We start from the raw sequence: 25,873 nt of genomic DNA on the forward strand, positions 1-25,873 counted from the left end.
TAAGAACATTGAATGTGTAGAACCAGAACTTGCTCTTTATTTAAGAGATAGCAGCTTTCCGAATTAAAGAATTTGCTTGGCGACCATAGCGTTGTGGACCCACCTGATTCCATGCCGAACTCAGAAGTGAAACGCAATAGCGCCGATGGTAGTGTGGGGCTTCCCCATGTGAGAGTAGGACATCGCCAGGCTTCAAATTTAAAAGAAGCCCGTTTGCAAGAACGGGCTTTTTTAATCCATCGCATAAAAGAATTGAATGTGCTGGTATAGCTCAGTTGGTAGAGCGCACCCTTGGTAAGGGTGAGGTCCCCAGTTCAAATCTGGGTACTAGCACCATTAATTATTGTTTACAGATTGTGAGTCAGTCTGAAACAAAAAAGAATTTTCTTGGCGACCATAGCATTGTGGACCCACCTGATTTCCATGCCGAACTCAGAAGTGAAACGCAATAGCGCCGATGGTAGTGTGGGGCTTCCCCATGTGAGAGTAGGACATCGCCAGGTTCAATTTCCAAGCCCTGATCAGCCGATCAGGGCTTTTTCGTTTCTACATCACAAAAACTTGTTCCAAGTCACCAAAAGTGACTACTGTAACTTTTAATATCTCACACTCTTTGTGTCTCAATGTATCCGAAAATAAAAACAATTTTTTGTTCATATAGAGATAGAATAATCGCAATATTCAAATGAAGGATAGGGGAAGATGGGACAATTATCCGTTCTTGGCTTTATTGCACTAGGTGGTGCATTTGGTGCCTGCTCACGATTTTTGGTGTCGGAGTTATGTGCAAGTTTATTTGGGCGAGGTTTTCCCTATGGAACGCTCACGGTGAACGTTGTGGGCTCTTTAGCGATGGGAATGCTCATTGCCTCGTTTGAGAATGGAAGTCTTGCCACAGAGCCTTGGAGACAGATTATCGGGTTAGGTTTCTTGGGGGCGCTGACCACCTTCTCAACTTTCTCTATGGATAATGTTTTACTGATGCAGCAGGGCGCTTTTTTTAAGATGGGTCTGAATGTTTTGTTAAATGTTATTCTCAGTATCTCTGCCGCCTGGATCGGTTTTCAATTGTTGATTAAAAGTTAATCTTTTTCACCTTTAGTCTTGGTTTTGACATAACCTTTCCCTTATACTGGCTTCACTTGTCGGAGTGCTCGAACACGTAGTGTGTTAAATAAAGAGCTGAGACCGCGTAGCGGGATCCGTTGAACCTGATCAGGCTAATACCTGCGAAGGGAACAAGAGAAGATACCATCACTCGAATACAATCGAGATCTATCTGATTTACAGTTGAGCACGAATTTGTTTTATCTGCTCACTGCCCTCTTGTCACAACAATCCGTCAAGCATTTTCTTCCTAGGGTTATGCCCTCAAAAATAATGATGCAAGGAAAAATGCTATGTCGAATCGCAAGCAAGCGAGACTGGAAGCCAAACAGTTTATTGATAACCTGTCGACCCAACCCTATCCAAACTCCCATAAAGTCTACGTAGAAGGCTCACGCAGTGATATTCAGGTCCCAATGCGTGAAATCAGCCTGGCTGATAGCCTGGTTGGTGGTACTAAGAAAGACCCTATATTCGAGCCGAATGACCCTATTCGCGTTTATGACACCTCCGGTGTTTACACCGATCCAAATTACGACATCGACTTGTACAGCGGTTTGCCAAAACTGCGAGAGAAGTGGATTGAAGAGCGTGCCGATACGGAAATCCTTGCAGATGTAAGCTCGGTCTACACTAAGGAGCGCCTTGAAGACGATACGCTTGACGAGCTTCGTTACGGAAACCTTCCAAAAATTCGCCGTGCAAAAGAGGGACAGTGTGTTACACAGCTACACTATGCGCGCCAAGGTATCATCACTCCGGAGATGGAATACATCGCCATTCGTGAAAACATGCAGCGTCGTAAATTTGCGGATGAGCAACTGAATATCGAGCATCCGGGTGAAAGCTTTGGCGCAAACTTACCGAAAGAAATCACCCCAGAATTTGTTCGTAAGGAAGTGGCAGAAGGTCGTGCCATCATTCCTTCCAACATTAACCACCCTGAATCAGAACCAATGATCATTGGTCGAAACTTCCTGGTTAAAGTAAATGCCAACATTGGTAACTCTGCAGTCACCTCTTCAATTGAAGAAGAAGTAGAAAAGCTGGTTTGGGCAACTCGCTGGGGTGGCGATACGGTCATGGACCTTTCAACTGGTCGAAACATTCACGAAACGCGTGAATGGATTATGCGTAACAGCCCGGTTCCGATTGGTACGGTTCCAATGTATCAGGCGCTTGAGAAAGTGAACGGTATCGCTGAAAACCTCAACTGGGAAGTGATGAGAGACACCCTTATCGAGCAGGCGGAGCAGGGGGTTGATTACTTCACCATTCACGCTGGATTGTTGCTTCGTTATGTTCCGATGACGGCTAAGCGAGTCACAGGTATTGTTTCTCGTGGCGGCTCAATCATCGCTAAGTGGTGTTTGGCTCATCACCAGGAAAGTTTCCTGTACACGCATTTCCGTGAAATCTGTGAAATTTGTGCGAAGTACGACGTAGCGCTTTCACTGGGTGATGGTCTTCGTCCTGGCTCCATTGCCGATGCAAACGATGAAGCTCAGTTTTCTGAGCTAAGAACTTTGGGTGAGCTGACTAAGGTTGCTTGGGAATACGATGTGCAGGTGATCATTGAAGGTCCGGGTCATATCCCGATGCACATGATCAAAGAGAACATGGACGAGCAGCTTAAGCACTGTCATGAAGCGCCATTCTATACACTTGGGCCACTGACAACTGACATTGCACCTGGCTACGACCACATCACTTCAGGGATCGGTGCCGCCATGATCGGTTGGTACGGCTGTGCCATGTTGTGTTATGTGACGCCTAAAGAACATTTAGGTCTGCCAAACAAGGAAGACGTTAAAACCGGTCTTATCACTTATAAACTCGCCGCTCATGCCGCTGATTTGGCTAAAGGTCACCCTGGTGCGCAGATTCGTGATAACGCACTCTCTAAGGCTCGCTTTGAATTCCGCTGGGAAGACCAGTTCAACTTGGCTCTAGACCCGGATACAGCGCGTACTTACCACGATGAAACTCTTCCTCAAGAGTCTGGAAAAGTTGCGCACTTCTGTTCTATGTGTGGACCTAAGTTCTGTTCTATGAAGATTTCTCAGGAAGTCCGTGAATACGCAAAAGACACCAAACAGGTCGCGCTCGACCAAGCAATTGAGATCAAAATGCTAGATGACCCACTTGAGGGCATGCGTCAGAAGTCTGAGGAATTTAAGGCATCAGGATCGGAACTTTACCATCCCGCTAAGCAAAGCGTTTTGGAGGAATAATGCCACAGCTACTTCTTCCGCAAGATAAAGTACATCTTACGGGTTTGGTGCAGTCGCGCTTATTGCTAGCGAAAGAACAGGGATTTGATATTTCCGATATCGAGTTGGGCATTAGCCCAACTCCACTTGTTCAGTGCCATGTTGATGACAGGACGACAACACTGTTTCTTGGTGAAGGAGAAAGCGACGCCGATTTTGTTTGTCGCTTTGCTTCTGGTCAGGCTTCGCCTCTGGCAATTTCTGATCTGTCTAAGCAGGCTAATTTGCTACTACTGGATGTCTACCATGATTTTCAGTTGGTCGACTTATGGGCTCATGAAGGTACAAACCGAGCGATTGCTTTTGAAGGTTCACCACTCAATGAGCAAGAACAAGAGTCATATGTCGCTTGGCTACTGACGGCTTTGGTCATTGATTTTCCTATTGAGGACGCATTAGTTATTGCTCGAGCGGCAGTCCGTGACGATGTTTCACGTGAAACATGGCCTTTGAATCTCGATGCTTTTCCTGTTCCGGTGCTATCTGACAGCCTTTTGAATATTGATGTAGGTTGGAATATCGAGAGTGATATTCAGTTCCCGTCTACAGATTCTGAAAGACTAAAACTATACCCAGTAGTCGATACGGTAGAGTGGGTTGCAAGGTTACTTGAGCTGGGTGTAAAAACCGTCCAGCTAAGAATCAAGGACTCGCAAGACCCAGGTCTTGAGTCAAAGGTGAAACAGGCGATAGAGCTAGGGCAACAGTATGATGCTCAGGTTTATATCAATGATTACTGGCAGCTAGCCATCAAGCATGGTGCTTACGGCGTGCATCTTGGTCAGGAAGATTTGGAAGTAGCAGAGCTTGATGACATTGCTGATGCAGGGTTACGTATTGGGTTGTCTACTCATGGCTATTACGAAATCTTGCGAATCAAGCAGGTCAATCCAAGCTACATTGCACTCGGGCATATCTTCCCAACGACGACTAAGGTCATGCCTTCGAGACCACAAGGACTGGTTCGACTCGAACTATACCAAAAGCTTGTAGGGACATTTCCAACAGTAGCAATAGGTGGAATTGATTTGGAGCGTGCTCCATCCGTATGGAAGTGTGGCGTTTCGAGTTTAGCTGTAGTTAGAGCGATTACGCTGAGCGATGATCCAAAAGAAGTGATCGAAAAGTTTAACACCTTGATGAGTAGCAGGTAAAAGAGTGGCTTCGATTTCTGATTCAGAATTTCTCCGTTATCAAAGACAGATCGCTCTTCCAGAGATTGGTGATAGTGGGCAGAGCAAGCTCAAAAAAGCGCGACTACTGGTCATTGGATGTGGCGGACTTGGTTGTTCTGCAATACAGCATTTAGCCTGCTCCGGTGTTGGCAACCTTGTTGTCGCTGATGGAGACACGGTAGAAATTAGCAATCTTCCAAGACAGATTCTGTACACGGAAAACGAAGTAGGCCTACCAAAAGTAGAGGCTGCAAAGAAAGCCATCGCGCGTCTTAACGCATCAACTAAAGTCAGAACCATAAACAAGCGGCTCGAGGGAAGCCAACTCGAACTGGAATGTATGATGGCTGACTTAGTTCTGGATTGCAGCGATAACTTTGAGACCAGGCAAGCAGTTAATCTGGCTTGCATGAAATCAAAAACACCGCTTATCTCCGGCGCCGCAATAGGTTGGGATGGTCAGCTTTCTACGTTTTTGTATCAGGATTCACAACCTTGTTACAACTGTCTATATCCTATCAATGAATCACAACCCAATATGCGCTGCTCCGATGCTGGTGTTGTTGGACCGGTTGTAGGAATCATTGGTACTCATCAAGCGCTTACTGCCATAAGAATTATTACAACAGGAAAAGCCGCGGAAAGCAGACTCACTCTGTTTGATGGACTTTCAATGCAGTTTCATCAGCTCAAGGTCGCCAAAGACCCGGCTTGCCCTGTTTGCAATACAAACTCAGATACTCAGGAAGAACAATGAGTACTTTTACAATTACATTTAATGGTGAGTCGGAAGAGGCTGATTCAAGTACGACACTGACCAAGTTGCTGGAAAGCAAAAACATCGAACTTAAAGGAATTGCTGCGGCAATCAACCAAGAAGTTCAACCAAAAACAACGTGGGATCAAACCTTCCTAAATGCAGGTGATGACGTCGTCGTTTTTAAAGCAATAGCAGGAGGTTAATGATGTTAACTATCGCAAACAAGACCTTCGACTCTCGGTTGTTTACGGGAACGGGTAAGTTTTCAAACAGTCGCGTCATGAGTGAAGCAATCATTGCATCGGGTTCTCAGCTTGCAACAATGGCACTTAAGCGCGTCGACTTGGACGCAAAAGATGATGACATTCTTTCGCCGTTGATTGAGCAAAACATCGGATTGTTACCTAATACCTCCGGTGCCAAAAATGCCAAGGAAGCCATCTTCGCAGCTCAGCTTGCTCGCGAGGCATTAGAGACAAATTGGCTGAAACTCGAGATACACCCCGATCCGAAATACCTGATGCCTGACCCGATTGAAACGTTAAAAGCAGCTGAAAAATTGGTTGAGCAAGGTTTTATTGTTCTGCCTTATTGCCATGCCGATCCTGTTTTGTGTAAGCATCTAGAAGAAGTAGGTTGCGCGGCAGTAATGCCACTTGGTGCTCCAATCGGTTCCAATAAGGGTATTGCCTCACGAGACTTTCTGGAAATCATCATTGATCAGGCTAATGTTCCGGTAGTGGTTGATGCAGGTATTGGCGCTCCTTCTCATGCGGCAGAAGCCATGGAGCTAGGTGCTGATGCTGTTCTGGTTAATACCGCAATCGCAGCAGCGGCGAATCCGGTGCAAATGGCAAAAGCGTTTAAATTGGCTGTAGAAAGTGGTCGTTTAGCCTATGAATCCGGTCTGGCGGGGCAGGTGAATCATGCGGTAGCCTCAAGCCCTCTGACATCGTTTCTGGGGTAGAACATGAACTTTTCAGATCAGTTTGAACAGATGAATTGGGACGAAATCCGCATGTCCATCTACAGTAAAACGGCTGAAGATGTAAAGCGGGCGATAGCCAAACCCAAGCGAGATCTCGAAGATTTTAAGGCGCTGATTTCTCCTGCGGCAGAACCGTATTTAGAGTTAATGGCGCAGCAATCTTACGCGCTAACACGGAAACGCTTTGGTAATACGATTGGCTTTTATATCCCCCTTTATCTATCTAACCTTTGTGCGAACTCTTGTACCTATTGCGGCTTTACAATGGAAAACCGTATTAAGAGAAGAACTCTGGACGTTGAAGATATTCATTTAGAAATTGATGCGATCAAGAAAATGAATTTTGACTCTGTTCTTCTGGTGACTGGTGAACATGAAACAAAAGTGGGAATGAAATATTTCCGCGAAGTGGTGCCAGAGATTAAAAAGCGGTTTAGTTATCTTGCCATGGAAGTGCAGCCCCTTGATCAGGAATGCTACGCAGAGCTAAAAACTTTAGGTTTAGACGCGGTAATGGTTTATCAGGAAACTTACCATCCATCTACCTATGGTCAGCACCATCTGAGAGGCAATAAAACCGATTTCAATTACCGACTTAACACGCCAGATCGTCTTGCATCTGCTGGTATAGACAAGATTGGGCTGGGTGCGCTAATTGGTTTGGAAGAGTGGCGCACAGACTGCTTTTATGTTGCGGCTCATTTAAGTTACATGGAAAGGACTTACTGGAAAACGCGTTACTCCATTTCTTTCCCAAGGCTCCGTCCTTGTGAAGGTGCTCTTCAGCCCAAATCAGTTATGTCTGACAAACAGTTAGTGCAACTGATTTGTGCTTATCGAATGCTTAACCCTGAAGTTGAACTGTCGCTTTCCACACGTGAATCTGAGTCATTTAGAGATAATGTTTTACCCTTGGGTGTAACCAGTTTGTCAGCTGCTTCTAAAACGCAACCGGGTGGGTATGCGAACGACGACGTAGAACTAGAGCAATTTGCGATCAGTGATGAGCGTTCTGCTGCGCAGGTGGCCCAAGCTGTGAAAAATCGTGGCTTTGAACCTGTTTGGAAGGATTGGCATCACGCCTATTCGGGATAGAGTTACTGGTTTAGACCAGTGAGTGTTTCACGTGAAACACACTACGAAGAAACAAAAATGCCGCTTTTAAAGCGGCATTTTTATCTTTAGTGAAACCAGATTAATTAGGGTAGGACAGTGGTGAAGTTGCGTCTTTCAACCACTCTAAAGCATTACCGGAAACTAGCGGGCTAATTTCATCCCAAACTTTTTGGTGGTAATCATTCAGCCATTGAAGCTCAGGACGAGTCAGCAGGTTAACGTCGATGTTTCTCTTATCGATGGGGCAACGGGTTAAAGACTCAAACCCTAGCATGTTGGAGTCGCCTTGTGTTTCTACGTCGACAACCAGCTCTAAATTCTCAATACGAATACCAAACTCGTCAGCGCGGTAGTAACCCGGCTCGTTAGAAAGCACCATACCTTTCAACAAGGCAACAGTGTTAACTGCAGGAGCAATTCTTTGCGGACCTTCGTGAACACTTAAGAAATGCCCGACACCATGACCAGTACCGTGGTCAAAGTTATAACCATTAGACCATAAGAATTGGCGAGCCAGAATATCTAGCTGATGACCAGTCGTACCGTGAGGGAACACTGCATTTGCAAGTGCAATGTGACCTTTCAGAACTAAAGTAAACTGCTGAATCATTTCATCTGTTGGTTTTCCAATGGCAACGGTACGAGTGATGTCTGTTGTGCCATCTGAATACTGACCGCCTGAATCCACAAGGTAAAGCGAGTTAGGCTCGAGCTTGCCAGGTTCTGGCTGATTTAGATGATTGTAGTGACACATCGCACCATTACCTGCTGATGCAGAAATAGTATCAAAGCTTAAATCCGCAAGAGTAGGGTCGACTTTTCTGAACTCGTGAAGCTTATCAGCAAGCACTGCTTCATCGTGGAAATTTTCGGCTTCTACTTCACTGTCCAACCAGGACAAGAAGTTCACCATAGCAGCGCCGTCGCGCAGGTGGCAGGCACGCATACCTTGAATTTCAGCGTCATTCTTTGCCGCTTTAGGTAGCAAGCATGGGTCATCACCGTTGATGACTTCTGCGCCTGAATTTTGAAGAGTGAGAGTGAACCAAGCATTACTTGTTGCTGGGTCAACCAATACATTTTTGCCCGAAAGAGCCTGTAGTCGCGCTTCAAGCTCTTGTGGAGAATAGACGGTAACACCAATACCGACGTGCTCAGAAAATGCTTCAGGCAGTCGAGCTGGATCGATGAAGAACTCTACTTCTTCATTAGAGTGAATAATGGCATGCGAAAGAAGAACAGGAAGGCAAGATACGTCTAACCCGCGAATGTTCAGTAGCCAGCAGATGGAATCTAACTGAGTCAGCAACGCTGCGTCTGTTTTGCTCTCTTTGACAAGTTCTGCGATTTCAGCGCGTTTACTTTGACTGCTTTGTCCAACAAGGTCGATGCCCATTAAGCGAGCGTCTGTTACCGTTGGTTCAGGGCGATCATTCCAAAGAGCATCAACAGGGTTATGGTTAACCAATACCAGTTCAAGCTGATCTTCGAGCTTATCCTGCGCTTTTTGCAGCCATGTGTGAGAATGCATTTTAGGATCAACAGCGAGCTTCGCTCCGCTTGGCAGGTTATCAATTGCCCAGTCTAAAGCAGGCTCCTGAATCAGGTGGCGGTATTCGAACACTTCTGCAGGTGCTTGCTTGGTAACCTGAACGGTATAACGACCATCAACAAAAATTGCAGCTTTGTCGGCAGTAATAACTGCAGCACCTGCCGAGCCTGTGAACCCTGTAGCCCAAAGTAAACGCTCGTGATGAGCAGGCACGTATTCCCCTAGAAACTCATCTTCATGAGGAATGATCAGTGCGTCAACGTTGCTTTCTGCCAACCACTTACGCAGGGCTTCTACTCTTTCTTTAATCATGACATCCATCCGTAGGAATCCTTTTACCTGTTCTTATATTCGTTTTGACGACGAAATTGCGTACAAACTATCGCTTTTTGGTCCGACAAGCAATGTATTCTGCGGTAAGAAGTGCTACCAAAATTGAGGAGTTTCAGACGTCTCACAATATAGTCTTTCCTAATCACTCTTTGAGCCTGAATCAGTACTGTTCAAATGAAGTGTGTTGGATTTAATAATCTGATGGAACCAACTTAATGCGGCGTCTTCACTTCTGTCTTTATGCCAGAACAGGGTGTAAGCCATAGGAGGTAACTCTGTTGGTAAAGGAAGTACCACCAGATCCAGATAGCTGGAAATGTACTGCGCGAAATGCATCGGGGCTGTAAAGACAAAATCTGTGTAAGTACACAAACTGGCTGCGCTGTTGAAATCCGGGACGTACAAAGCAATATCACGCTCTAACCCGATATCCGCCAGTTTGTAATCCAATAGCCAGCGATCGTTGCCGTCGCAACGTACCTGTACATGCCTTTCAGCCAGATACGCGTCCAAATCCCAGTGTCTGCTTAAAACGGGGTGATACTTTCGCACCAGACATACCTGCTGATCCCGATAAATTTCCTGAGTGTCGATGTCTGATGGCGGAAGGAGCGTTAACGCTGCATCGTTAATATCGATATCCTTGCCTGTAATACCAAAATCAATATCACCGGACTGTAGCAACTTGAACGTATCGTCTTTCCATGGATGAGTCGTTATTTTTATACCGGGTGACTGCTGAAACATACTGGGAAGAAAGTGAGGTAAGATAAGTGGGTACACACTTTCAACCAAAGCTATATGAAATCTACGTTTTGATGTCTTAGGGTCGAAAGTTTCAGGTTGCGTAATGGATTCCAGATGGTAGATCAACGCTTCCAGTTTGGGCTTTAGAAACAAGGCTCTTGGTGTGGGATTCAATCCATGGGCACTGCGATAAAAGAGAGGATCATCAAATTGGGTTCGCAGCTTAGCTAAAGACTTACTGACTGCAGATTGAGTCAGGCACAGCCGAGACGCAGTACGCGTGACGTTTCTTTCTTCGAGCAATACGTTAAGGCAAACCAGTAAGTTAAGGTCGATTCGACCCAACTGTTCAATGTTCATAAGAAATTCCCCATCGGAATATCTGAGATGAAAATAGACCATTTCTATTCATATTGCTTCAATAATAAACTGCCACCTCAGAAAACAAAAGTGACGGTTATTATGTCGACGATAAATCCAGAAAAAGTGTCTAGGCTCCAGTTCACCATGCTCATTATGCTGGTGCTATTCAGCCCTTTGGCAATAGATATCTACCTTCCAGCGTTGCCAACCATGGCACAGGCATTTCAGGTGGATAATGGGCTGGCTAAAGACACCATTACCTGGTTCCTGTTTGCTATGGGAGTCGGGCAGTTATTTGCTGGACCTATCGCCGACAGATACGGACGTCGAGCTGTTGCATTAGGAGGCATCGCAATCTATGGCTTGAGCGCTTATTTGGCGTGGGTCGCTCAGTCTATTGAATGGATGCTGATGGCTCGGCTGCTACAAGGCTTAGGTGCGTGTGCGACATCGGTAGCGGCTTTTGCAACAGTTCGCGATATGTTTGGACCCAAGAAAAGCGGACGTATGATAAGCTACCTTAATGGTGCTATCTGCTTTATCCCTGCTTTGGCTCCTATCCTCGGAAGCTGGCTGACGCAGCAGTTTGGGTGGCGAAGTAACTTTAGTTTTATGGCTGGCTTTGCAGTAATTGTCGGGCTTTGCCTACTGGTCAACTTCAAGGAAACCAATCCAGCCCGTTCTGAAGAGCCACTATTCAGACCTTCTCGTTACCTAAGCGTACTTAAACACCAAAGCTTCATTTTCCATTCGTCACTGTGCATGTTTGCTATGGCAGTTATATTGGCGTATGTCACCTCTGCACCCGTGGTATTAATGGAAAACATGGGTATTTCCATGAATGCATTTACTTTTTGGTTTGGTATTAACGCCGTCTTCAATATTGTCTTTTGTATGGCGGCACCAAAGCTGATGGATAAATGGGGTACACACGGTACATTGGTATTTGGCGTATCCATGCTTCTAATCGGTGGTCTTATGATGTTGGTTATGAAGTCATGGCAGACTCCAATTGGGTTTATGCTGCCTATCTTTATGTCTTCTATTGGCTTTGCCTGTCTGATGGGAGCAGGAGCTGGTAAAGCGTTGGCTCCATTTGGTGACAAAGCGGGTACTGCCGCGGCATTACTCGGATTGATGCAGATGAGCGGCTCCGGTTTAATGGTCGGTATCATGCAGCGCTTACCACTTGAATCTGAGGTATTAATTGCTTTGCATATGTGGCTTTTAGCACCGGCACTGCTAATATTATTTAGCCGCAGAGGAAAAAACTGGCATACAGAAGCAGTGAATTAATTTCTATACAAATAAATGTCGAATAATTGAAATTGATTGTTTTCCCAGCAGCAAAAGGGGTGTATATTTAGCTCCTCTTATATAATTATTCCGTTCTACCTATTTGGAAGATACATAATCAATGTCGATGACAACTTATGAGATGGCTCGTATTCTTGAGCAGTTAGAAGAGTCTCCAGAAAAAGTAATGTTTGGGAAGCTGCTAAATGAACTTGGTAACCAAAGCGAAGAGCGTATTCGCAGTGCGGCTAAACAAGTACCCCTTCACATGCTAAGAGATATTGTTTATCAATTTCAGCAAGTCATAGAATCGCGTAAAAGCGAAAGCGTTCAGCAGCTCGCCGCTGAATTAGCTCAACAGGGAATATCCGCAGAAGAATTAAAAGAATTTCTTGCTAAGAAATAAATGAATTGTTCGAATTAAAAGCCAGCCAAAGTGCTGGCTTTTAATTTATTTAGTCACAGGAAAAAGATAATTAAGAGATGAATATTAATTTCATTTCTTAATTTATTGGTGGCAAATTCAGGTAATCGAAACTTTTAGAAAAAAAAAGGCAGCCGTAGTCTGCTGCCGACGCCAATCACCGTTTTGAGGGGGAGTGATTGGCTAAATCCCTTTCTAACTAATTAAGGATATTTGCTCATATTGCTTTTGCACCGAGCCTTGGTGCATGACTGATAAACATCTGAGCAATTCGAATACATTACTAATATTGATATTAATAGAATCTTTAATCAGGTTTATAAAACATACAAACAAAAAAATGCCCCAAAAACTGGGGCAAATTGGTAGGTAGCTTACAGGTTGCTACTTTACTAAAGGGAGATTCAGTCGGTAAATTTCTTCTTCAGGATATAGTCTGCCGAGATCACACCAGCACCCCAAACCACATTTAACAGAATCATCAAGCCCCATAGCTGGTGGTCATAGAAGCCTTTTTCCCATAGCAGGGGATAAGAAACCACGGCAATGATGTTAAACACAAACAAAGCTGCTGCCATAGGGCGGGTAAACAATCCTAATGCCAGAAAGACAGGCAGAATCAACTCTGCGGCAGTACCCGTATACGCAGCCAGCTCCCAGGGAAGCAAAGGAACCACATACTCAAACTCGAACAGATAAAGAGTACTGTCCCAAGAGGCAATTTTGGTTAGCCCTGAATTGAAAAATACCCAGGCCACCCAAAGTCGGCAGAATAAAAGCAGCAAAGGGATAAACCCTGCCTGGAGCTTTTCTACGATACCGTCGTAGGTGTCGATGATATTTCTGACTGCTGAACTCATAACTCTTCCTCTAATTGTTGTTCTTTTAAGCTAAACCCATCGATATAACCTGAAGCCATCAATGTGTTCAGATGTCCTAATAATTCCGGTTCAATTTCTGCTAGTGCTAACCCCATTGAACAGGCGTTAATCAGAGCCCATACCTCTTGGGCTACTGGGTCCAGATGGAGCTGACGGTTTATGTCCAACCAGACAACTCCCTGCTCTGGTACGTTAAGTTCTAAGCCTTCAAACTCTTCTTTTTCCAAGGCTTCCCATAACGAAAAAATGGCAAAGGCGCTCTGAATGTTTTGTACCTGAGGCGCGAGATGAAACACCAATGCGGGTTGTTGTGTTTCTGTTACCTCTGCCAAAGCTTCCATTGGGAAATAATCGGTCTCTTGAGTGGAGGACAACCTGTATTCACTGGTGTCTATTTTCCATTCCAGATCTGCCATATCGGATAGATAAGGGACGGCAGCTATTACCTGATCAAACTGGCGGATAGTATCGCCAAACCCCTCACCGTATCCGGATACATCACCTTCTGTGAGTGGCTGCGTTAGAACGTGCTGTCGAGCCATCTGGTGGAAACACTCTTCTCCAACCAATGCCAACACTTTCGGATAGGTCACTTCCAGCACTTCACAAAGGCTCATGACGAAGTTATTGCGGTAGATCTGCATGCGCTCATCAGCGGTAAATACATCCGAGACCACTTCGCACGACTCCCCTGTGGCTTTGTAGTGCAGCGCTTGGGCGAACTGAGACTGCAATTTAGCGAGAGGCAGTGACATGGTTGTCTCCTTGCGCCTGAAGCAGGTAATGGCTGGCTTTGCTCGCTTCCTGAAGCAAAATTTGTGGTTCAGGAATTTCCAGATCCCATTCAATCAGGGTATGTCTGTCACCGTGTTGAGCAATCCAGTTGGAAAACAGTGTCCAGACTTCATCGCTTACCGGGCGGCTATGGGTATCGATCCAGATTTCACCTTTGTCGAGCTGTTTAATGGTGAAGCCTGCCAAATGAATCTCATCTACCGTGTCTGCATCTATCCCCGTCAGATACTCATCAGTACTGAAACCATGATTAAATGCACTGACGTGGATGTTATTGAAATCAAGCAACAGGCGACAATCCGTTCTCTTCTGAACTTCCGCAAGAAACACCCACTCATCAATTGTTGAGTGAGAAAACTTCACATAGCTGCTTGGGTTTTCAATCAGCATGGGTCTTTTCAAATGATCCTGAACCTGTATTACGTTTTGGCAGAAAACATTCAGCGCTTCTTCGGTATAGGGCAAGGGCAACAAATCATTGTAGTAATGCCCGCCGTTTTCACTCCAGCTCAGATGATCCGAAATCAGAATAGGGTTGATGTCGTCGATTAACCGCTTAAGACGAATGAGATGCTCGTGATTCACACCGCCCACAGACCCCAGCGACAACCCGATACCGTGACAGCTGATGTTGTAATTCTCGGCGATCTGATTGAGCTGCTTGCGCTGCAAAGAGTTGGGTAGAAAATAGTTTTCACTATGGATTTCCAACCAGCTTAGCCCTGTGGCTTCGGTGGTAAAAAAATCCAGATGAGGTGTTCTTAAACCAACGCCGACTTTGCTGTGCATGTGTGTCTCCCTGAATGGATTATTCCAAGCCTCTTTCACAAAGCCACTCCATAAATAAGGGCGACAAGCGCAGCCTATCGCCCTGGAATGGCTAAGAGGAAAAGGCTTAAGAAGAAGTGTTGCTTCCGCCCGCCAGACGGTCACACAAACCTTTTGGTACTACGATGAATGCGTCTTTCTGGAAATCTTCTTTAGACGTGCCTGCACAAGAACTTGTCTTAGTTGCACAGTCGTTTTTCCCTGCTTTCGCCACGCCATAGCATTTCTCTTTTTCTGCTGCGACCGCAGAAGTAGCAGTTAGCGTAGTACCAGCAATTGCAAGAAGACCCGTAACCGCAGCAGTAACAGCAAGATTAGACTTTTTCATATTTAAATCCTCGAACTTGATCCTTAGTTTCTTTAATAAAGACAACCCGTTTCGCGATGGACAAGCGTTTATCAGGTTGCTTATTGAATAAGATTAGAAATGAACGCCAAATCTTTCACAAAAAAGCCGATTTTTTTTCACATTTTTTTCTTAACGTCTGTAACTGGTTGATTTATAGCTGGTTAAAAAGTGGCTTTAAATTGTTAAATCGCCCTTATTCTTGCGAGGAATTCGGTTATAATGTCCAGTTATGTATAAATACACAGTAGAAAACGATGGACGCTTCCTTATTACTTGATGGCTTGAATGACAAACAGCGTGAAGCCGTAGCGGCGCCGCTTGAGAACATGTTGGTGCTGGCTGGAGCGGGCAGTGGTAAAACCCGGGTACTGGTACACCGCATCGCGTGGCTTATGGCTGTCGAGCAAGCATCGCCGTTTTCTATTATGTCGGTTACCTTTACCAACAAAGCCGCAGCGGAAATGCGTGGTCGTATCGAAGAGCTGATGATGGGCAGCGCATCAGGGATGTGGAACGGTACTTTCCATGGTATCTGCCATCGCATTCTTCGAGCACATTATCTGGATGCCAGATTGCCAGAAGACTTTCAGATCCTCGATTCTGAAGACCAGCAGCGTTTGTTGCGTCGTCTGATCAAAGCGCTCAATCTGGACGAAAAGCAATGGCCTGCAAGGCAAGCGGCCTGGTGGATTAATGGAAAGAAAGATGAAGGCTTGCGTCCGAGCCACATCGACTGCTATCAGGATCCGGTAACCAAGACCTATCTGCAAATTTATACCGCTTATCAAGAAGCCTGTGATCGTGCCGGGTTGGTGGACTTTGCTGAAATTCTTCTGCGAGCACACGAGCTGCTACGTGAAAAACAGCATATCCGTGAACACTATCAGGCACGCTTCAAACACATTCTGGTTGATGAGTTTCAGGACACCAACAATATTCAGTATGCTTGGCTGAGAATGATGGCGGGTCCCGATGCGCGCGTAATGATTGTCGGCGACGACGATCAGTCGATCTACGGCTGGCGCGGAGCAAAAGTTGAGAACATTCAACGCTTTTTGAATGAGTTCCTTGAAGCCAAAACCATTCGCTTGGAGCAAAACTACCGTTCGACCAAAACCATCCTGTCGGCCGCAAACGAACTGATCGCCAATAATACCGAGCGTATGGGTAAAGAGCTGTGGACCGAAGGGAACGAAGGTGAACCCATCTCGGTTTATTCGGCTTACAACGAGCTGGACGAAGCCCGTTTTACCGTCAGTAAGATCAAAGAGTGGCATGAGAAAGGCGGAGCACTGAACGACTCTGCCATGCTGTACCGAAACAATGCCCAGTCTCGTGTGCTTGAAGAAGCATTGATTCAGGCGGGGCTGCCATATCGAATCTACGGCGGCATGCGATTCTTCGAGCGTCAGGAAATCAAAGATGCGCTCTGTTACCTAAGGTTAATGTCCAATCGAAATGATGACGCGGCATTTGAACGTATCGTGAATACACCAACCCGTGGAATGGGCGATAAAACGCTCGAAACCATTCGCTTTGCGGCGCGTGATCGCGGCGCCACTTTATGGCAAGCATCGCAAGCTCTGTTAGAAGAGAAAGTTCTGGCGGGTCGTGCCGCTGGTGCGCTGAGTCGGTTTATTGAACTCATCAATGCGTTGGAAGACGACACCTTTGAAATGCCACTACACCACCAAACCGACCATGTGATTAAAAACTCTGGTCTGTTTGCGATGTACGAACAGGAGAAAGGTGAAAAGTCCAAGGCGCGAATTGAAAACCTGGAAGAGCTGGTTACCGCGACCCGACAATTTGAAAAACCAGAAGAAGCGGAAGAACTTTCCGAACTGACGGCATTTCTGACTCATGCGGCTCTAGAGGCCGGAGAAGGGCAGGCAGACGAATTCGACGATGCCGTTCAGCTGATGACGCTGCACAGTGCAAAAGGCCTCGAGTTTCCACTGGTCTTTATGGTGGGGGTTGAAGAAGGAATGTTCCCAAGCATGATGTCGGCAGAAGAGGCAGGCAGGCTCGAAGAAGAGCGTCGTCTTTGCTATGTAGGTATGACACGTGCCATGGAGAAACTCTACATCACTTATGCAGAGATGCGCCGCCTTTATGGTCAGGATAAATACCACAAGCCATCTCGTTTTATCCGCGAGTTGCCAGAAGGATGTCTGGATGAAGTGCGGATGAAAGCTCAGGTCAGTCGCCCAGCAAGTTCGGGACGTTTTAGCCAGCAAGTAGTGAAAGAAAACTTTAACGAAACAGGTTTTTCGTTGGGCGCGAGAGTGATGCATCCTAAGTTTGGAGAAGGCACCATCATCAATTTTGAGGGCAGTGGTCCACAAAGTCGGGTTCAGGTTGCATTCAATGGCGAAGGGATCAAATGGCTGGTGACGTCATTTGCCAAATTAGAAAAGCTCTAACCGACATCAGCTAGTTTCTTAAGCCCGCGAAAGCGGGCTTTTTAGTATCTACAGAACGGTTTGAATAGATAAAGAAAAACCCCGAGGGCAAAGCCCATCGGGGTTATAATCTTACTCGCAGCAATCCGGCTACTAATGTTGCTCCATGCATCAAATCCTTGATAGCAGCGCTGTATCCTTCAGCACAATCCTTTTCATCGCCGTCCTAGCGGTGTCCAATGATCTTATCCTGATCTGCTAACAATCCTCGTTAGCGCACTCACTTGTTCCTTGAGCGGTGTCCCTTTCATCGTCCTGATGCCAGTTCCATTCCTCATCCTAGAGGTGTCCATTGCCTTCCTTGCCGTTATCATCCTAATAACGATTGAGTCCGTTCAATGTCCTTTTTTGCTCCGTGCTGGTCACTCGTCCTGAATAACCGAATCTTCATCCTGAAGATAACCAAATCCTTTGCTGTTTCCTGTTCCGTGTCAGCATCCTTCCGACAGGGTTCATATTAAGAGAATGCGGATTTTACTCAATAGACCGAGCAAATATTTCTTTGTTTAAATGATGAACAATTGTATGTAAATTTATATTTTTCAATAAGTTAGTGTTCATGGTGTTCTTTATTGATAGAAAGGAAACCGCGTTAACTTACGCCCTTGTGAGAGATCTCTTACAAGGGCGTAGGTACAACGGCTGAAATGTGCTACTTGCCGATTGCGGCACCTTCACGACGAGGGTCAGCTGCGCCTTCCAATCCGTCTTTGGTAATGCGAATTGCGTGCAAACCCGAGTTCAAATCCCGGACATTGACTTTGTAGCCCATGTTCTCAAGAGCAGGTTTGAATGACTCCGCGCTGGTGCCTTTCTCTACATCCAACGTTCCGAAGCGGTTAACCAAATGAGGCTGGTTTATCGCCTGCTGAATATCCATACCCCACTGAGTATGAGCGATGATGGATTGCGCGACATAACCAATGATGCGGCTGCCACCTGGTGAGCCTATTGCCATGTAGGGTTTGCCATTTTCCATAATAATGGTTGGCGACATCGAAGAACGAGGACGTTTTCCTGGCTCCAGACGGTTGGCAATCGGGAATCCATCCTTGTGAGTTCGGAAAGAGAAGTCCGTTAGCTCATTGTTCAGCAGGAAGCCTCTAACCATTAAGCGAGAGCCAAAGGCGTTCTCAATAGTGGTTGTGATAGAAACGACGTTGCCTTCTTTATCGACGACGTTGAAATGGCTGGTGGATGGAAGCTCAATCGACTCATCGTTTGCCAGACGCATCGCGTGGTTCCAGGGTGGCGAACCTGCACTGACGTTTTCCAACACCTTATCTGGTGTAATGAGTTTTGCACGTTCAGCAAGATAACCAGAATCCAGTAAGCCCTGAGTTGGCATAGGTACGTAGTCGCTGTCTGCCATGTATCGCCCGCGATCCGCAAATGCCAGTCGGGACGCTTCGGAAATGATTTGCCAACTGGTTGGGTTGTCTGCTCCAAGCTTTTTCAGATCAAATTTTTCGGTGAGCGACAGAATCTGCCCAACGGTTAAAGCGCCAGAGCTTGGGGGACCCATTCCGCAAACATCATAAGACTGGTAGGCGGCACATACTGGGGCGCGCTCTTTGGTGCGATAGTTTGTGAAGTCCTGCAGATCCAGTACTCCTGGATTACCTGGAGCATTTTGAACCGTTTCGACAATGTCTTTTGCTATGTCACCTGAATAAAAGGCATCAGCCCCTTTTTCTGCCACTTGAGTGAGTGTATTGGCATATTCGGGGTTTTTCAGAAGGGTGCCTTCTGCTTTCGGTGAACCATCGGCATTGAAAAAATACGACTTGGTTGTGGCGAAACGGCTCAAACGTTCTTTGTCTTTTTCGATTAATCCCGCCAATCTAGGGCTGATTACAAAGCCTTTGTTGGCAAGGTCTATCGCAGGTTGTACTACCTGTTTCCACGGTAACTTACCGTATTGCTGATGAGTATCCCAAAGCAGCTTTACGGTTCCTGGTGTCCCAACGGACCGACCACCGACGACGGCATCATAAAACTTCATCGGTTTGCCTTCAGAATCCTGAAATAGGGTAGGTGTGGCTGCCAGAGGTGCCGTTTCACGACCATCAACCGTGGTTAAGCGGTTTTTCTTGGCATCCCAATACACCAGAAATGCGCCACCGCCAATACCAGAGGACTGCGGCTCAACTAAACCCAGCATGAGCTGAACGGTAACCATGGCATCAATGGCATTCCCACCTGCGGCGAGAATGTCTGCCCCAGCTTGAGTCGCCAGCGGGTTCGCTGCCGTTACCATCCAGTCTTTTGCATGGGTGAGTGTTTTGGTTTCTATTCCTGTGCTTGCTTCTGGTGCTACCCCATCAGCAGCCTGATTTGCATAGCCAAATGAACTGACAAGCAGAAGTGAGCACGAGGTCATTTGTGTGAGTGTTGTTTTCCATGACATAAGCTTCTCCTTTTGTGGAGATTCCAGCCTGTCAGGACAACGGAACGCGGTCTACATTATTTCGGTTGTTTTGTAAGCAATGTACCAGATTTGTTACGTCAGAAAGCCTTACGCAACCTGATACAAAATACTGATACCTATCCCCGTAAAAACCAAGCCACACAGAGCGTCAATATACAGTGCCGCCTGTTTCAATTTTGCCTGAAAGCGCTGTGCCGACAACACCCAAGCCAGTAAGGAGAACCAAAAGAAAGAGAGCCCCCAAAGGATCAATAAAGCGAAGCCTTTCCCCGTGAGAGACATGGAAGCGGGCACTAGCGAAGACATCAGGCTAACAAAAAACACCAGTGCTTTCGGGTTGAGAATATTGGTAATAAAACCCCGGACAAAAGCTTGCTTGCGGTTAGCAAGAATCAGGCTGGTTTCTGTGTCATCTGAAGGCTGATGGCTTTTGAAGCTGAAAATGACATACCGCAGTGCGCCTATTCCCAGATACAACAGGTAGCTCCCGCCAGCGAGTTGCAACAACCGGAAAACGTTAGGGTGCTGATGAACCAGATAACTTACGCCAGTTAAACTGAAAACAGAATGCAGAAGTATACCCACCGATAGCCCCAAAGCGATGTAGATACCGGTTTGGCGACCGTGGCGACTGGCGTTCTGGACAACCAGAGCAAAATCAGGGCCAGGGCTCAACAGTGCGATGAAATGAACAGTGGCAAGTGTCAGTAATAGAGTCAGTTCGTTCATGATCTTAGAGAGATTAAAGAAGACATACGGGCATTGTGTCGAACCCCAACGAGTACGTCTTGTAAATTAGTGACAGTTGATTTGCCCGGGCGTTGCCCCGTAGGTGGTTTTAAACGCTTTAACGAAATGGGCTTGGTCATAGAACCCCACCCGCAGCGCGACGTTTACGCTGTTGACGCCATGAAGGAGCAGGCTGAGTGCATGTTCCATTCTTAGACGAGTCAGCCACGCATAAGGCGTGATGCCCATTCGAGCTTTAAAATGGCGTTGAAACTGAGAGGGTGTTAACTGGCACATATCTGCCAATGCATTGAGGCGTATGGGCTGATCAAGGTTCTCCATCAGGTATTCTCTTAACACCTGGATGGTGGTTTTCCCAAGCGGCTGGGCGATGTTCGGTTTGATCGTACCATATTGATCAAGCATGCGTTCGAAGCTCTCAAAAGGCAGGCAGTCTTGAGCCAACTGACTGATCTGAGTGTGCATAAGCTGTGAATGCAGATAGGAAAGTTGGTGGAAAAGTGTCGGATCATCAATGATCAACTGAGTAAAGTGTGCAGTTGTCTGTTTATTGCTCAGATCCAGTTGATCAGTAAACCATTCAGGTCTGATCGAGAATACCTTTACCTGATAGCCGGATTTCAGTTCGGAGTGTCCGTCATGTAACTCATCCGGCGGCATCACTATGATTTGCCCCTGACCGACCTTATGACTACTTCCTGAATGATGGAATTTCTGCACGCCGCGCTGAATCAGCCCGATATGAAAATCGAGGTGATAGTGGCGTGAAAACGCAAACTTTTGGTAGTCGGCATCAATTAACTGGATGCCAGATTGCTCTGAAAGGTGGTACTTAACGCTGTCCATGCTTACTTATGTTAGATACAAAAAAATTGGCTATGACGACTAAATCATAACCAACTTCTCTGTGTCTTGTAAAAAATTGACAATCAGCGTGATTTCTTACTGTTTCTGATGCCGTCGACACTGAACACCAACAAGGCTCCCCAGATAAACCCAAAGGTGACCGCTCTATCTAGGGTAAATGCTTCGCCATACACCAGAACAGCCAGTAAGAACATCAGGCTAGGGCCGATGTATTGAAAGAACCCCAGGGTAGAAAGCTTGATGCGGGTAGCTGCGCCTGTAAAACAGAGCAGAGGCAGCGTGGTTACGATCCCGGCAGCAAAAAGCAGAAGGTTAAGGCTCAGGCTGTTGGCGCTCATGTCAGAAGTCGCACTGCTTGCGATAAAGAATACGTAGATTGCAGCAGCGGGCAGCATAACGAGTGTTTCGATAAACAGCCCCGTTTGCGCATCCATGTTAATTTTCTTGCGCAGCAACCCATAAAAACCAAAGCTGAAAGCTAGGGCTATTGCGACAATAGGAACAGAGCCAAATACCACTAACTGAACCAGCACACCAATGGCGGCAAGAAAAACAGCGAGCCATTGCAATTTTCTTAGCCTTTCTCCAAGGAACATCATTCCCAATAGCACGTTGAGTAACGGATTGATGTAATAACCGAGACTGGCATCCAGCATGTGATCCGCATTGACTGCCCAGATGAATATCAACCAGTTAATGCCCACCAATAACCCGGTGACAGCCAGAAGCCCAAATGTTTTAGGACGCTTGAATACAGAGACTACTGAGTGCCAATGTCTGCCGGCTTGCAGGAGAATTGCCAGAAATACAAAAGACCATATTACCCGGTGGCTGAGTATCTCTAATGCAGGGACTTGTTCTAAGGCTTTAAAGTAGATGGGGGCTATGCCCCACATGGTGTACGCGGACACCGCAAAAATTACACCTTGGCGCGATCTTTGTTGTTCGTCTGTCATTGTTATCTATCGCTTGAGGTAACAGAAAGTTACATTTGTGAAGGAGCCGCCAGTATATCTTCTCGCCCGTTAATTTGCAGTTTAATTAACAGGGAAAGCACTCTACAATATCCGGCTTTGCATCTTGCTATATTGTCCTTCAGAGAATCGAATGTCCGACTCCGCTACAGTTCAGCCTGCCGAGCCCAAAATTGATGATGCCGTCAAGGTATTGAATGAGGTCTTTGGCTACCAGTCTTTCCGAGTCGGTCAGGAAGAGGTGATTCAGTCTTCATTAGAAGGCAAAGACAGCTTAGTCATCATGCCTACGGGTGGGGGTAAGTCGCTTTGCTATCAGATTCCTGCTCTGGTCAAAGAAGGCGTGACCCTTGTGGTTTCCCCTCTGATTTCTCTGATGAAAGACCAGGTCGACCAGCTGAAAGCCAACGGCGTTGCCGCTGAGTGTATCAACTCCACCATGGAACGCGATGAGCTGATCAAAGTCTACAATCGCATGAATGCCGGTCAATTGAAGTTGGTTTATGTTTCGCCAGAGCGCGTATTGACCCGTGACTTCATGGAAAGGCTTGAACACCTCAGGTTATCGATGATAGCAGTGGATGAGGCGCATTGTATTTCCCAGTGGGGTCATGACTTTCGCCGTGAATACGCCGCGTTAGGCGAACTGAAACAGCGCTTTCCTTATGCGCCCATCATGGCACTTACGGCGACTGCCGATGAAGCGACGCGAAAAGACATCGTCTCCCGCCTTCACCTTGAAGAGCCTCTTGAATACTTAGGCAGCTTTGATCGCCCGAATATCCGCTATAACCTGGTGGAAAAACACAAACCGGTTTCTCAGGTCATTCGCTTTCTTGCGACTCAGCAAGGGCAGTGTGGCGTTATCTACTGCGGCAGCCGCAAGAAAGTAGAAATGCTAACGGAAAAGTTGTGCAACAATCACATTCGTGCCGCAGGTTACCATGCAGGTATGGATGCGGATGAGCGCGCTTACGTACAAGACGCATTCCAGAAAGACGACATTCAGGTCGTTGTGGCAACAGTGGCATTCGGGATGGGCATCAATAAACCCAACGTTCGCTTCGTGCTGCATTTCGATATTCCGCGAAACATCGAATCCTATTATCAGGAAACCGGCAGAGCAGGGCGCGATGGTTTACCGGCTGAAGCCATGATGCTTTACGACCCAGCTGACATTAGCTGGCAGCGCCGAATGTTGGATGAAAAAGACGACGGACCGCAAAAGCAGGTCGAAGCCCATAAACTCAATGCAATGAGTGCATTTGCCGAAGCGCAGACTTGTCGTCGCCAGGTATTGCTGAACTACTTCGGTGAGTACAGCGAGAAGCCTTGCGGTAACTGTGATATCTGCCTGGATCCCCCCAAACACTTTGATGGAATGGAAGCGGCGCAAAAAGCGTTGTCTTGCGTTTACCGGGTTAACCAAAGCTTCGGTATGGGCTACGTGGTGGAAGTCCTTCGCGGAATGCAGAACATCCGAGTGCGAGAAAATGGTCACGACAAGCTGTCGACCTATGGCATTGGGCGCGAGCACAGCCACGATTACTGGGTGAGTATCATTCGTCAGCTTATTCATAAAGGGTTGCTAACCCAAAACATCACCCGAAACTCAACCTTGCAGCTCACCGAAGAAGCGCGTCCGGTACTGCGTGGTGAACAGCCGCTGGAACTCGCGGTGCCAAGGTTAGATACGGCGGCGAAAAGCGCCAAGTCCGACAAGCTTATCAACAAACACTACGACAAAAAGCTGTTTGCTAAGTTACGTAAACTTCGCAAGTCCATTGCGGATGAAGACGGTTTGCCTCCTTATGTGGTGTTCAGTGATGCCACACTTATTGATATGGCGGACATCTTACCCACCTCATACGGCGAGATGCTGGCTGTAAATGGGGTCGGGCAACGCAAGCTGGAGAAATACGCCGATCCATTTCTCGATTTAATTCAGGAGCACATTACCCACAATGGCTGATTACGGACTGATGGAATACCAAAGGAAAGAAGGGCGCATCATTCTGACCACGCCTCGATTTGATTATGACAGCTTTCCAGAATTGGGTGACAAGCTGGTGAAGACCTTATCTGCCACCGTGGTTGAAAAGCAATGGGACGCAGACATTCACTCATGGCTGATAGACTTTGAAGGCTGTCAATTGTTCCTGAAATCGGAGCATTACAGCGAATCGGTTTGGTTAGAAGTGCTGAACAAAGACGAAAACCGAGAAGAGCTGGACTACCTTGCCAGGCTTTTTGAAAAAGGCTTCGACGCCATCTGACGTCCTATTCCTTCCAACCTGTTGTTTCACATGAAACATCTATATAGGCGGGTTCTGCCAATTTTCTATCAGGCTAAACGATTGCCTAAAAAACGACCTGTTGCGCCATCATTAGAATGGCGTATAATCCACGACCCTGAACACTGATGAGGCATTGCCTTCCTTAAGGTATTTTGCAGATTCAGATTAATACCAATCACAGTAAGTAGGTGTTCAGAGATAGCGCAGGAAAAACGCTTGAGAACAAGGCAAAAAATTTCGATAAGTAGCTATTCTACAATCAAATTTTTTAACGTAGTTATCGAGTGTTTTAACAAGCTAGAATGAGCAATTACTTACTACGATTGGTATAACATTGGTTATGAAGCGAATGCTTCAATTTGGGTTCCCTCGCCCCCAAATAAAACGAAAAAGGTACAGTATGAGTCACTTTACTCCTGCGCAGCAGCGCAACGCCCTTTCTTTTTTGGTTCTGTTCCACCTAATTATCATTGCATCCAGCAACTATCTGGTTCAGTTGCCGTTCACCATTTTTGGTTTTCATACCACTTGGGGCGCATTCACATTTCCGTTCATCTTTCTTGCCACTGATTTAACTGTTCGCATCTTTGGAGCGGCGATGGCACGTAAAATCATCTTCTACGTAATGTTGCCTGCATTAGCGGTCTCTTACGTGTTGTCGGTTTTATTTTTTGAAGGTCAATTCCAGGGCTTTGGTCAGCTTTCAGAGCTCAATCTGTTTGTGGCGAGAATTGCGATTGCCAGCTTTATGGCGTACTTACTGGGTCAGATTCTGGATGTGCACGTGTTCAACCGTCTTCGCCAGTTGAAAGCATGGTGGGTTGCACCGACATGTTCCACTCTGATCGGTAATGCTCTCGACACCCTAGCATTTTTCTCCATTGCTTTTTACCAAAGCACAGATGCATTTATGGCAGAACACTGGACGGAAATTGCGCTGGTGGATTATGGCTTCAAACTGGTGATCAGTTTGGGTCTGTTCGTGCCTATGTACGGTGTGTTACTTAACTATCTGGTGAAAAAGCTCACTTTGGCAAAACCGGATTTAAAAGCACAGCAAGCGTAAACAAAATAGAAAAGGAGCCGAGAGGCTAATGCCGAT

At 46.4% G+C, this 25,873-nt stretch carries 23 protein-coding genes, 1 tRNA gene, 2 rRNA genes and 1 riboswitch; of the genes, 16 read left to right on the top strand and 10 right to left on the bottom strand.

Annotated elements, in window-relative coordinates; translation table 11 throughout:
• Positions 1 to 75 precede the first annotated feature (75 nt).
• The 10 genes from rrf (RH89_RS23955) to thiH all read left to right on the top strand — a co-directional run bounded on the left by rrf (RH89_RS23955) (position 76) and on the right by thiH (position 7,398).
• Positions 76 to 191: ribosomal RNA gene (gene rrf, locus RH89_RS23955) — 5S ribosomal RNA — on the top strand.
• A gap of 69 nt (positions 192 to 260) precedes the next feature.
• A tRNA-Thr gene (locus RH89_RS23960) sits at positions 261 to 336 on the top strand.
• 50 nt (positions 337 to 386) lie between these two features.
• Positions 387 to 503 (top strand): 5S ribosomal RNA (gene rrf, locus RH89_RS23965).
• Between the two features lie 199 nt (positions 504 to 702).
• The gene (crcB, locus tag RH89_RS23970) at positions 703 to 1,086 is read left to right on the top strand and encodes a fluoride efflux transporter CrcB (protein WP_004407667.1); all 384 of its coding nucleotides are present in this window, start codon (positions 703 to 705) and stop codon (positions 1,084 to 1,086) included.
• A gap of 50 nt (positions 1,087 to 1,136) precedes the next feature.
• Positions 1,137 to 1,255: riboswitch (TPP riboswitch) on the top strand.
• Positions 1,256 to 1,400: 145 nt separating this feature from the next.
• The gene (thiC, locus tag RH89_RS23975; RefSeq protein WP_004407669.1) at positions 1,401 to 3,341 is read left to right on the top strand and encodes a phosphomethylpyrimidine synthase ThiC; all 1,941 of its coding nucleotides are present in this window, start codon (positions 1,401 to 1,403) and stop codon (positions 3,339 to 3,341) included.
• On the top strand, positions 3,338 to 4,534 hold the full coding sequence (locus RH89_RS23980) for a thiamine phosphate synthase (protein WP_139063353.1): 1,197 nt from the start codon (positions 3,338 to 3,340) through the stop codon (positions 4,532 to 4,534). Before thiC ends, RH89_RS23980 begins: the two co-directional genes overlap by 4 nt.
• A gap of 4 nt (positions 4,535 to 4,538) precedes the next feature.
• Positions 4,539 to 5,312: a HesA/MoeB/ThiF family protein gene (locus RH89_RS23985; RefSeq protein WP_004407683.1), complete on the top strand. Its 774-nt coding sequence runs from the start codon at positions 4,539 to 4,541 to the stop codon at positions 5,310 to 5,312.
• Positions 5,309 to 5,518: a sulfur carrier protein ThiS gene (gene thiS, locus RH89_RS23990; RefSeq protein WP_004407685.1), complete on the top strand. Its 210-nt coding sequence runs from the start codon at positions 5,309 to 5,311 to the stop codon at positions 5,516 to 5,518. Before RH89_RS23985 ends, thiS begins: the two co-directional genes overlap by 4 nt.
• Before the next feature lie 2 nt (positions 5,519 to 5,520).
• Positions 5,521 to 6,282 carry a thiazole synthase gene (locus tag RH89_RS23995; RefSeq protein ID WP_004407687.1) on the top strand — a complete coding sequence of 254 codons (762 nt, stop codon included), beginning with the start codon at positions 5,521 to 5,523 and terminating at the stop codon, positions 6,280 to 6,282.
• Between the two features lie 3 nt (positions 6,283 to 6,285).
• Positions 6,286 to 7,398, top strand: a complete 1,113-nt coding sequence (gene thiH, locus RH89_RS24000; RefSeq protein WP_004407689.1) for a 2-iminoacetate synthase ThiH — start codon at positions 6,286 to 6,288, stop codon at positions 7,396 to 7,398.
• A gap of 100 nt (positions 7,399 to 7,498) precedes the next feature.
• Here the strand turns inward: thiH and RH89_RS24005 are convergent, their stop codons facing one another.
• Both RH89_RS24005 and RH89_RS24010 read right to left on the bottom strand, forming a co-directional pair.
• The gene (locus tag RH89_RS24005; RefSeq protein WP_004407691.1) at positions 7,499 to 9,292 is read right to left on the bottom strand and encodes an aminopeptidase P family protein; all 1,794 of its coding nucleotides are present in this window, start codon (positions 9,290 to 9,292) and stop codon (positions 7,499 to 7,501) included.
• Between the two features lie 150 nt (positions 9,293 to 9,442).
• The gene (locus RH89_RS24010; protein WP_004407697.1) at positions 9,443 to 10,411 is read right to left on the bottom strand and encodes a LysR family transcriptional regulator; all 969 of its coding nucleotides are present in this window, start codon (positions 10,409 to 10,411) and stop codon (positions 9,443 to 9,445) included.
• Positions 10,412 to 10,513: 102 nt separating this feature from the next.
• Between RH89_RS24010 and RH89_RS24015 the strand changes: the two genes are divergently transcribed.
• Positions 10,514 to 11,710, top strand: coding sequence for a multidrug effflux MFS transporter (locus tag RH89_RS24015; RefSeq protein WP_038147226.1), 1,197 nt, complete (start codon positions 10,514 to 10,516; stop codon positions 11,708 to 11,710).
• A 121-nt stretch (positions 11,711 to 11,831) separates the two neighbouring features.
• Positions 11,832 to 12,116 (top strand): H-NS-like global regulator TsrA, encoded by a 285-nt coding sequence (tsrA, locus tag RH89_RS24020; RefSeq protein WP_004407702.1) that lies wholly within the window; start codon positions 11,832 to 11,834, stop codon positions 12,114 to 12,116.
• Positions 12,117 to 12,538: 422 nt separating this feature from the next.
• Here the strand turns inward: tsrA and RH89_RS24025 are convergent, their stop codons facing one another.
• From RH89_RS24025 to RH89_RS24040, 4 genes are all read right to left on the bottom strand, one after another.
• Positions 12,539 to 12,994, bottom strand: coding sequence for a DoxX family protein (locus tag RH89_RS24025; protein ID WP_004407704.1), 456 nt, complete (start codon positions 12,992 to 12,994; stop codon positions 12,539 to 12,541).
• Positions 12,991 to 13,770, bottom strand: coding sequence for an HvfC/BufC N-terminal domain-containing protein (locus RH89_RS24030; protein WP_004407706.1), 780 nt, complete (start codon positions 13,768 to 13,770; stop codon positions 12,991 to 12,993). The genes RH89_RS24025 and RH89_RS24030 overlap by 4 nt, the downstream gene beginning before the upstream one ends.
• On the bottom strand, positions 13,751 to 14,599 hold the full coding sequence (gene bufB, locus RH89_RS24035) for an MNIO family bufferin maturase (protein ID WP_004407708.1): 849 nt from the start codon (positions 14,597 to 14,599) through the stop codon (positions 13,751 to 13,753). Before bufB ends, RH89_RS24030 begins: the two co-directional genes overlap by 20 nt.
• Positions 14,600 to 14,705: 106 nt before the next feature.
• Positions 14,706 to 14,966, bottom strand: a complete 261-nt coding sequence (locus RH89_RS24040; protein WP_004407718.1) for a BufA1 family periplasmic bufferin-type metallophore — start codon at positions 14,964 to 14,966, stop codon at positions 14,706 to 14,708.
• Positions 14,967 to 15,241: 275 nt separating this feature from the next.
• On the opposite strand from RH89_RS24040, the gene uvrD reads away from it, so the two are divergent.
• Positions 15,242 to 17,413, top strand: coding sequence for a DNA helicase II (gene uvrD, locus RH89_RS24045; RefSeq protein WP_004407721.1), 2,172 nt, complete (start codon positions 15,242 to 15,244; stop codon positions 17,411 to 17,413).
• 691 nt (positions 17,414 to 18,104) lie between these two features.
• Here uvrD and ggt read toward each other — a convergent pair.
• The 4 genes from ggt to rarD form a co-directional block, all read right to left on the bottom strand.
• Positions 18,105 to 19,862, bottom strand: a complete 1,758-nt coding sequence (gene ggt, locus RH89_RS24050; RefSeq protein ID WP_004407723.1) for a gamma-glutamyltransferase — start codon at positions 19,860 to 19,862, stop codon at positions 18,105 to 18,107.
• A gap of 108 nt (positions 19,863 to 19,970) precedes the next feature.
• Positions 19,971 to 20,612, bottom strand: a complete 642-nt coding sequence (locus RH89_RS24055; RefSeq protein ID WP_004407725.1) for a LysE family translocator — start codon at positions 20,610 to 20,612, stop codon at positions 19,971 to 19,973.
• Positions 20,613 to 20,678: 66 nt separating this feature from the next.
• Positions 20,679 to 21,479 carry a helix-turn-helix transcriptional regulator gene (locus RH89_RS24060; RefSeq protein WP_004407727.1) on the bottom strand — a complete coding sequence of 267 codons (801 nt, stop codon included), beginning with the start codon at positions 21,477 to 21,479 and terminating at the stop codon, positions 20,679 to 20,681.
• Between the two features lie 83 nt (positions 21,480 to 21,562).
• A complete protein-coding gene (gene rarD / locus RH89_RS24065; RefSeq protein ID WP_004407728.1) occupies positions 21,563 to 22,456 on the bottom strand; it encodes an EamA family transporter RarD in 894 nt (297 codons plus the stop codon).
• 151 nt (positions 22,457 to 22,607) lie between these two features.
• Here rarD and recQ point away from each other — a divergent pair, with 151 nt between their 5' ends.
• The 3 genes from recQ to RH89_RS24080 all read left to right on the top strand — a co-directional run bounded on the left by recQ (position 22,608) and on the right by RH89_RS24080 (position 25,837).
• The gene (recQ, locus tag RH89_RS24070; RefSeq protein WP_004407730.1) at positions 22,608 to 24,446 is read left to right on the top strand and encodes an ATP-dependent DNA helicase RecQ; all 1,839 of its coding nucleotides are present in this window, start codon (positions 22,608 to 22,610) and stop codon (positions 24,444 to 24,446) included.
• Complete coding sequence (locus tag RH89_RS24075; RefSeq protein ID WP_004407733.1) at positions 24,439 to 24,750, top strand: DUF3630 family protein; 312 nt, start codon at positions 24,439 to 24,441, stop codon at positions 24,748 to 24,750. The genes recQ and RH89_RS24075 overlap by 8 nt, the downstream gene beginning before the upstream one ends.
• A gap of 421 nt (positions 24,751 to 25,171) precedes the next feature.
• Positions 25,172 to 25,837 carry a 7-cyano-7-deazaguanine/7-aminomethyl-7-deazaguanine transporter gene (locus RH89_RS24080; protein ID WP_004407735.1) on the top strand — a complete coding sequence of 222 codons (666 nt, stop codon included), beginning with the start codon at positions 25,172 to 25,174 and terminating at the stop codon, positions 25,835 to 25,837.
• Positions 25,838 to 25,873: the final 36 nt, after the last annotated feature.

The organism is Vibrio nigripulchritudo ATCC 27043 (assembly GCF_000222685.1).
Lineage (GTDB): Bacteria > Pseudomonadota > Gammaproteobacteria > Enterobacterales > Vibrionaceae > Vibrio > Vibrio nigripulchritudo.